Source organism: Vibrio lentus, assembly GCF_002875945.1.
GTDB lineage: Bacteria > Pseudomonadota > Gammaproteobacteria > Enterobacterales > Vibrionaceae > Vibrio > Vibrio apostichopi.
In genome coordinates, this window is sequence record NZ_MCZK01000167.1 from 81,535 (window position 1) to 88,868 (window position 7,334).

Consider the following 7,334-nt stretch of genomic DNA (forward strand, 5'->3'; position numbering starts at 1 on the left):
ATCAATGTTACTTGGCTAACAGGATCTAACAAATAGCGCTTATTAAAAAAGGGCCCGTAGGCCCTTTTCATTATTTTGAAGATTGCTCTTCAGTCTCATGGCCGCTGCGGTTCAATAAGAATTGGACTAGCATTGAGACAGGACGACCTGTCGAGCCTTTCGCTGCGCCTGACTTCCACGCGGTACCTGCACTGTCGATGTGAGCCCAGTGGTACTTCTTGGTGAATTTAGACAGGAAACAACCTGCGGTGATAGTACCGCCAGGGCGGCCACCGATGTTTGCCATATCAGCAAACGGGCTGTTTAGCTGTTCATGGTACTCGTCTGCCATAGGTAGACGCCATGCACGGTCACTTGCTTGCTCTGAAGCATTAACAAGTTCATGAGAAAGAGGGTTGTGGTTTGATAGAACGCCACTGATGTGGTGGCCTAAAGCAATAACACACGCGCCAGTTAGTGTTGCAACGTCAACAACACAATCAGGTTCAAAACGCTCAACGTAAGTTAGAGCATCACATAGAACCAAGCGACCTTCAGCATCAGTGTTGAGTACTTCAACCGTTTGGCCAGACATGGTTGTTAGAATGTCACCTGGACGGTAAGCATTGCTACCCGGCATGTTTTCACAGCCCGCAAGAATACCTACAACGTTGATTGGCAAGTTAAGTTTCGCCAGTGCTTTCATTGTACCGAATACAGATGCAGCACCACACATGTCGTACTTCATCTCATCCATGCCTTCACCAGGCTTAAGTGAGATACCGCCTGAATCGAAAGTAAGACCTTTACCCACTAGAACGATAGGTTTTGCATTTGGGTCAGCAGCACCTTTGTATTCCATGATAGACATCATAGATTCGTTCTTAGAGCCACGGCCTACTGCTAAGTATGAAGTCATACCCAGCTTTTCCATCTCTTCTTCACCGATGATCTTAGTCTTTACTGTCTCATAATCGTCAGCTAAACGACGAGCTTGAGAAGCTAGGTAAGCAGGGTTCGCGATGTTTGGTGGCATGTTGCCAAGATCTTTAGATGCTTTTACACCTGAAGCAATAGCAAGACCATGAGAGATCGCTTTTTCGCCAAGGCTTAGCTCGCGACGTGTTGGTACGTTGAATACCAATTTACGCAATGGGCGACGAGTCTCTGGTTTGTTGCTCTTAAATTGGTCGAATGTGTAAAGACCATCTTTAGTCGCTTCTACCGCTTGACGAACTTTCCAGTAAGTGTCGCGACCTTTAACGTGAAGCTCTGTAAGGAAACATACCGCTTCCATAGAACCTGTTTCGTTTAGTGTGCTGATGGTTTTTTGGATAATTTCTTTGTATTGACGTTCGCCTAGCTCACGTTCTTTACCACAGCCTACCAGTAGAACACGTTCTGAAAGTACACCAGGTACTTGATGCAGTAGCAGCATCTGGCCAGGTTTACCCTCTAGATCACCGCGACGAAGCAGTGAACTAATGTAGCCATCGCTAATCTTATCTAATTGCTCGGCTACTGGAGAAAGGCGGCGCGGTTCGAATACACCGACAACGATACATGCGCTGCGCTGTTTCTCTGGGCTGCCACTTTTTACACTGAACTCCATGCGTACTCCTACATCCTGAAGACAAATCGAACTAAATGTTAGATAATGGGTTCTTACTTGTTGGATCCTATAATGGAACTAACCTTAAAGAAGAACGCTAACACTTAGCTAAAAATTTAAAAAAATAAAAGGTTCAACGGGAAATTATAGTGATTCAATCAAAAAAACAAGTTTTGTATAGGTAATTTGAGTGTGATTATTGTTAGATATTTGATCCGCGAGACAATCAAGAGCCAATTTGCGATCTTTTTTGTTCTCTTTCTCGTGTTTCTCAGCCAAAAATTCATCAGTGTTTTAGCGGACGCCTCTGATGGTGATATTCCTGCGAGCCTCATATTGTCGATTGTTGGTCTAAATATGCCAGCGATGGGCTTATTGATGCTTCCACTCAGTATCTATATTGGTATTTTGCTTACTTTTGGCCGTCTTTACGCTGAAAGTGAAATAGTCGTAATGAACGCTACCGGTATTGGTAATAAATTCCTTATCCAATCTGCGCTTTATTTGGCTTTGATTACCGCATCTGTTGCTGCCTTTAACTCATTTTGGTTGTCTCCTTGGTCGCAAGACAAAGTTGAGCAAATGTATGAAGAAGTGGCTGCAGAAAACAGTGTGGATTTACTGCCAAAAGGTAAATTTGAAGGTACGCCGGATGGTTCTTCTGTCGTTTTCATTGATGATATCGACGGTAATAAGTTAGAAAATGTGTTCGTTGCTCAAATGCGCCCACGTGATTCGGTATTGCCTAGTGTGATGTTCTCTAAGTCGGGTGATGTAAAAGAGCTCAGCGATGGCCGCCAAGTGATTGTGATGTACGATGGTACTCGTCATGAAGGGATTCCGACACGTCTTGATTATATGGTGACGCACTTTGAAGAGTACGAAGGCTTAATTGGTCAGCGTGAGGTCGAGAAAAAAGGTCGAGATTGGGAAGCTATTCCTACGCTCGAATTGATTGGTAATCCAGAAAACAGTGCGAAAGCGGAATTACAATGGCGTATTTCATTGGTGCTTTGTATTCCATTGTTGACCATGCTTGTTGTGCCACTGTCTGCGGTGAACCCTCGACAAGGTCGTTTCGCTAAAATTGGCCCAGCTATTCTAATTTACCTAACCTATTTCTTAGCAATCAGTGCAACCAAATCTTCGATTGAAGAGGGGAGTATCCCTGCGGTAGTCGGCATGTGGCCAATTAATGCGTTGTTGTTATTTGTCGCGATTGGTGCAAACTTTATGGATAGCGTGCCAGTAAGGCGTTTGAAAGAAAAATTCAAGAATAAAAGGTTAGCTTAAGCCGTGTTTAAGATTCTCGATTTATATATAGGCAGAACCATCATCGCAACGACGTCACTGGTATTGGTGACGTTTGTTGGTCTCTCTGGGATTATCAAGTACGTAGAGCAGCTGAGAAAGGTTGGTCGTGGTACCTATGATCTATTACAAGCGCTGTATTTCGTTCTATTGAGTGTTCCTCGTGATATCGAAATGTTCTTTCCAATGGCCGCATTACTTGGTGCATTGATTGGACTGGGTATGCTTGCTGCGAGTTCTGAACTGGTGGTGATGCAGGCTGCGGGTTTCTCTAAGTTAGATATTGGCCTATCGGTACTCAAAACCGCTATTCCATTAATGATCGTCGTGACTCTTCTTGGTCAATGGGGGGCGCCTCAAGCACAGAAGATGGCTCGTGACCTAAGAACCATATCGATTGCTGGTGGTAATATTATCTCTACCCAAAGCGGAGTATGGGCGCGTGATGCCAATGACTTTATATTCGTTGTCAAAATTGACGATGAAAAGCTATATGGTTTGAACATGTGGCGCTTTGATGAAAATAAGGCACTTAAGACGGCGATATATTCTGAAGAGGTCGATTACGTTGGAGACAACGTTTGGACAATGAACGATGTCGAGATCACGTCGTTCGAAAATGAGATTCAGATTACTAAAGAAAGCCTACCGACATACTCATGGAAGACGTCACTCGCTCCAGATAAGCTTGCCATTGTAACGGTTAAGCCTGAAGAACTGTCTTTAAGTGGGTTGTACGATTATGTTTCTTACCTTAAGGCGTCGGAGCAAGATGCATCACGCTATGAACTCGCTTTATGGAGAAAGATAACTCAGCCTATCTCGATAGCGGTCATGATGTTGATGGCATTGTCGTTTATCTTTGGTCCATTACGAAGTGTGACTATGGGGGCAAGGATTCTTTCGGGGGTTATTGCAGGTTTCACCTTCTATATATCCAGTGAGTTCTTTGGCCCGGTCAGTTTGGTTTATCAAATACCACCAGCCTTTGGTGCGCTAGCCCCGAGCGTGGTGTTCCTCGGAATTGCCATAATGCTCTTGAGGCGGAAACTGTAAATAGAAAAAGGAAGGCATAACGCCTTCCTTTTTTGATCTTGATTGTAGCGAAGTTAATAGCGCTATCGTGCTTGTGGTAGCACGACTACTTCAGTTTTCGCCCAGATATCGTGAAAGCCACGCTTCTGAGGATCGAATGGAACACATAGGTTTGCTAATCCAAATCCTGAGGTTCCTAAGCGAATCAGCGCTTGGGTTACCGTAATTGCTGAGCCATCTTTATTTTGAACACGCAATTTCCAAGCTCTCATTCCTAGCGTTTGGCCTGCTCTTGTCCAGAAGAAAACAAAGAAGTACACCCAAACTACGACTAAGTAGAAAGTGTATGCAGGGCTCCAGATAGGGTGGTTCGTCAAGAAGTCACTAACATCGGCATAACCGCTATGGCTAAAAACGCCAAGCGCCATGAGTGCGTGCAGCAGAGCGACAATGACGCCAGCCGCCAACATTTCAATAGCGATTACGATAAGGGCGTCATAGAACAAGGCACCAAATCGGCGCATTACTCCTGCTGGTGGCATTGTGTTTGTTGATGTCATGGTGTTATTACTTCTTCAAAAATTTAGGCGTCAGAATATAGTCTAAGGCTTGGCGTGAAAAGAGACATGACGCACAGCTTATGACTTAGTGGCGAAATTATCGGCAAACACACATGAATTCAAGTTTTTATACTTGCCACATCAGTTCGCATACGTATAATGCCAGACATCGAAAGGGCAATGCCCCAAGATAATGCCGGTATGGTGAAATTGGTATACACGACGGATTCAAAATCCGTTGCCTTCGGGCGTGGCGGTTCAAGTCCGCCTACCGGTACCAAACATAGAAAGGTCGCTTTTATAGCGACCTTTCGTCGTTTTGGGCGTTTGTGAATTCCTAACCCAGCGTGTCGGCTTGGATACAAGCCCAGTCAAGTCGCCTACCTGTACAATATTTAAATGACAAAGCCTCGACTCAAGTCGGGGCTTTGTTGTATCTGGAGAACAGAAAACGTTGCCTTCGTGGAGGCGGCAGGAATGCTTTTTCAATCAGTCAGATCTTTATGTTTCACCCCGAAATCTCACAGTTTCCTTTCGTAATTCAAATTCTTAGTAAATTAATCACCTTAAATCAGAATGTTACCTATCATTCTCTCTTCTATTGTCTATGTTTAAAGAAATAGCAGAGGAGAGAGATATGCTGACAGTAACCCCTTATTTGTTTTTTGATGGCCGTTGTAATGAAGCGTTGGATTTTTACCATAAGTGTTTTGGTGGTGTGGTTTTATCGAAACAACTTTTTAGTGATGCGCCACAAGTAATAGAGGGAGCTCAACCTGATTGGATTATGCATGCTGAGTTCGAAGCGTTCGGCATGAAGCTCATGATGTCTGATGGTGTTAAAGCCAAAGAACTCGAAGGGAACAACCTTGCACTCTCGCTTGTTACCGAGGATACCGCGACTCAGGAACACATATTTGAAAAGCTTAAGCAAGGCGGGCGTATAATGACACCGCTAGCGGATACTTTTTGGGGCGCCCGGTTTGGCAAAGTAGAAGACAAGTTCGGTATACGTTGGATGGTGCACTGTGATTCTTTAAGTTGAACCTGTGAAATTGGATAGTGAAATTGCTGCTTGGTTTTATTAGAATTATAAATAGAGATTAATAATCAATATTATATAAAAATGGGCAGCATAAAGATTACCGTAGATCGCATTCAGCCCGGTCTACATATACGACTCCCAGTAAAATGGAATGAACACCCATTTCTACTCAACAGCTTTAAAATCAAAGATGATGCTCAAGTAAAGGTCATTCGACATCTTGGGATTAAGCACGTCTATATAACCCCGAACCAAAGTGATACATCACCTTTACCTGCTAACCATGCAAGTGAACAAGACCTTGATGGTGATTTACAGGTAAGCCTTGAAGCGGAAAGAATGTGGAAAGATAAGCATGAGCGTATCGAAACTCTAAGTTCTTACCGTCGTAGGGTGAGTCATTGCGAGAAAGAGTTCGAACGTTCGCTTGCCCGAATGCGTTCAGTGATGACCAAAATCCGTAATCGCCCATTAGATGCAGTAGGGGAGGTTAAAGCTCTTGTTGATGATATTGTTGAAACGCTAGTAAGTGACGATAACGTAACCTTGCATCTCATGAATGCAAAAGCTGACTTTGAAGACATCTACTTTCATACATTAAATGTCTCTGTTGTTGCGCTAATGATAGGTAAAGCCAAAGGCTACAATACGCAACAGTTGAAAGATCTTTCATTTGCCGCATTGTTCCACGATGTAGGTAAAATCAAAATACCAGTTGCGATATTAAGAAAGCAGAGCGCACTGACGCCACCAGAAGAGAATTACCTAAAGCTTCACACCAAATATGGTGCAGATATTGTCTCAGGAATTGATGACTTTCCTGAAAGTGCTAAAAAGGTGATTGCTCAACATCATGAGATGAATGATGGTTCTGGTTATCCTGAAGGCTTAAAAGAGCAAGGCATAGATGAGTTTGCCAAGATAGTTGCAGTAGCGAATGCATTTGATAACCTTTGCCATGGTAAAACGCAATCCCAACAAAAGATTCCTTACTTAGCACTCTCTCATTTATATAAGAACTGTAAACACCTATATAGCCAGGACAACTTGAGCCTGTTAGTTAAGTTTATGGGAGTGTATCCACCGGGTACTGTCGTGCAGCTTTCAAATGAATCGATTGGAATCGTGATTTCGGTTAATGCCAAACACATGCTTTACCCGAATGTACTGATCTATGATCCTAGCGTTCCAAGAACCCAAGCTCCGATCATTGACCTCTTTACTAAAGAGATAAAAATTGTCAATGCGGTTCATCCAAGCAAGTTACCGGAACAAGTTAGAGAATATCTAAACCCAAGGGCTCGTTTATCTTACTTTTTTGATAATGGCGAGTAGTTATCCACAGGGTGTTGTGGGTAATTTGTTCGAAACTTGGGTTAAAAGTGGTATAAATAAGCCCTTGGTTGAATTGTCTTCACTTAACCTCTTTTTTCAATAAAAAACGTATTTAATGCTTGTCAATATGAGCGGTATCTCTATAATGCCGCCTCACTGACACGGCAGACGCCACAAGGCTTCAGCGCAGAATGTTGGTAAGGCAACTAGCTTAAAGCGTTTAATCGCTCCTACTTTTAAAAAGTAGAAATTAATTCCCAATAAGTGTTTGACACTGAGAATTAAAACGCTAGAATGGCCGTCCACTTCGAGAAGCTCCTTACTTAAAAGGAACGCTCAACAAGTGAAGCTCTTTAATAATTTAAACCTATCAATCTGTGTGGGCACTCGTTGATGAATATCAAAACGTTATTGGTTCTTTTTCGAAAGAGCGTAATAACAGTTACTTCGGTAACAA

At 43.1% G+C, this 7,334-nt stretch carries 6 protein-coding genes and 1 tRNA gene; 5 read left to right on the forward strand and 2 right to left on the reverse strand.

Going from position 1 to position 7,334, the window contains the following annotated elements; all coding sequences use genetic code 11:
* Positions 1–70: 70 nt before the first annotated feature.
* Positions 71–1,591 carry a leucyl aminopeptidase gene (pepA, locus tag BCT49_RS22030; protein WP_065104169.1) on the reverse strand — a complete coding sequence of 507 codons (1,521 nt, stop codon included), beginning with the start codon at positions 1,589–1,591 and terminating at the stop codon, positions 71–73.
* A 192-nt stretch (positions 1,592–1,783) separates the two neighbouring features.
* Between pepA and lptF the strand changes: the two genes are divergently transcribed.
* The gene (lptF, locus tag BCT49_RS22035; protein ID WP_029225986.1) at positions 1,784–2,884 is read left to right on the forward strand and encodes an LPS export ABC transporter permease LptF; all 1,101 of its coding nucleotides are present in this window, start codon (positions 1,784–1,786) and stop codon (positions 2,882–2,884) included.
* A 3-nt stretch (positions 2,885–2,887) separates the two neighbouring features.
* Positions 2,888–3,958 carry an LPS export ABC transporter permease LptG gene (gene lptG, locus BCT49_RS22040; RefSeq protein WP_004735337.1) on the forward strand — a complete coding sequence of 357 codons (1,071 nt, stop codon included), beginning with the start codon at positions 2,888–2,890 and terminating at the stop codon, positions 3,956–3,958.
* A gap of 62 nt (positions 3,959–4,020) precedes the next feature.
* Here the strand turns inward: lptG and BCT49_RS22045 are convergent, their stop codons facing one another.
* A complete protein-coding gene (locus tag BCT49_RS22045) occupies positions 4,021–4,497 on the reverse strand; it encodes an RDD family protein (protein WP_102438180.1) in 477 nt (158 codons plus the stop codon).
* A gap of 195 nt (positions 4,498–4,692) precedes the next feature.
* Here BCT49_RS22045 and BCT49_RS22050 point away from each other — a divergent pair.
* The 3 genes from BCT49_RS22050 to BCT49_RS22060 all read left to right on the forward strand — a co-directional run bounded on the left by BCT49_RS22050 (position 4,693) and on the right by BCT49_RS22060 (position 6,877).
* Positions 4,693–4,777: transfer RNA gene (locus tag BCT49_RS22050), tRNA-Leu, on the forward strand.
* A 357-nt stretch (positions 4,778–5,134) separates the two neighbouring features.
* Complete coding sequence (locus BCT49_RS22055; RefSeq protein ID WP_029223348.1) at positions 5,135–5,542, forward strand: VOC family protein; 408 nt, start codon at positions 5,135–5,137, stop codon at positions 5,540–5,542.
* A gap of 81 nt (positions 5,543–5,623) precedes the next feature.
* On the forward strand, positions 5,624–6,877 hold the full coding sequence (locus tag BCT49_RS22060) for an HD-GYP domain-containing protein (RefSeq protein WP_102438182.1): 1,254 nt from the start codon (positions 5,624–5,626) through the stop codon (positions 6,875–6,877).
* Positions 6,878–7,334: the final 457 nt, after the last annotated feature.

What these genes read in the sequence shown, in the direction of transcription:
- pepA (WP_065104169.1), bottom strand. Translation starts at nt 1,591, where the DNA reads ATGGAGTTCAGTGTAAAAAGTGGCAGCCCAGAGAAACAGCGCAGCGCA.
- BCT49_RS22045 (WP_102438180.1), bottom strand. Translation starts at nt 4,497, where the DNA reads ATGACATCAACAAACACAATGCCACCAGCAGGAGTAATGCGCCGATTT.
- BCT49_RS22055 (WP_029223348.1), top strand. Translation starts at nt 5,135, where the DNA reads ATGCTGACAGTAACCCCTTATTTGTTTTTTGATGGCCGTTGTAATGAA.
- BCT49_RS22060 (WP_102438182.1), top strand. Translation starts at nt 5,624, where the DNA reads ATGGGCAGCATAAAGATTACCGTAGATCGCATTCAGCCCGGTCTACAT.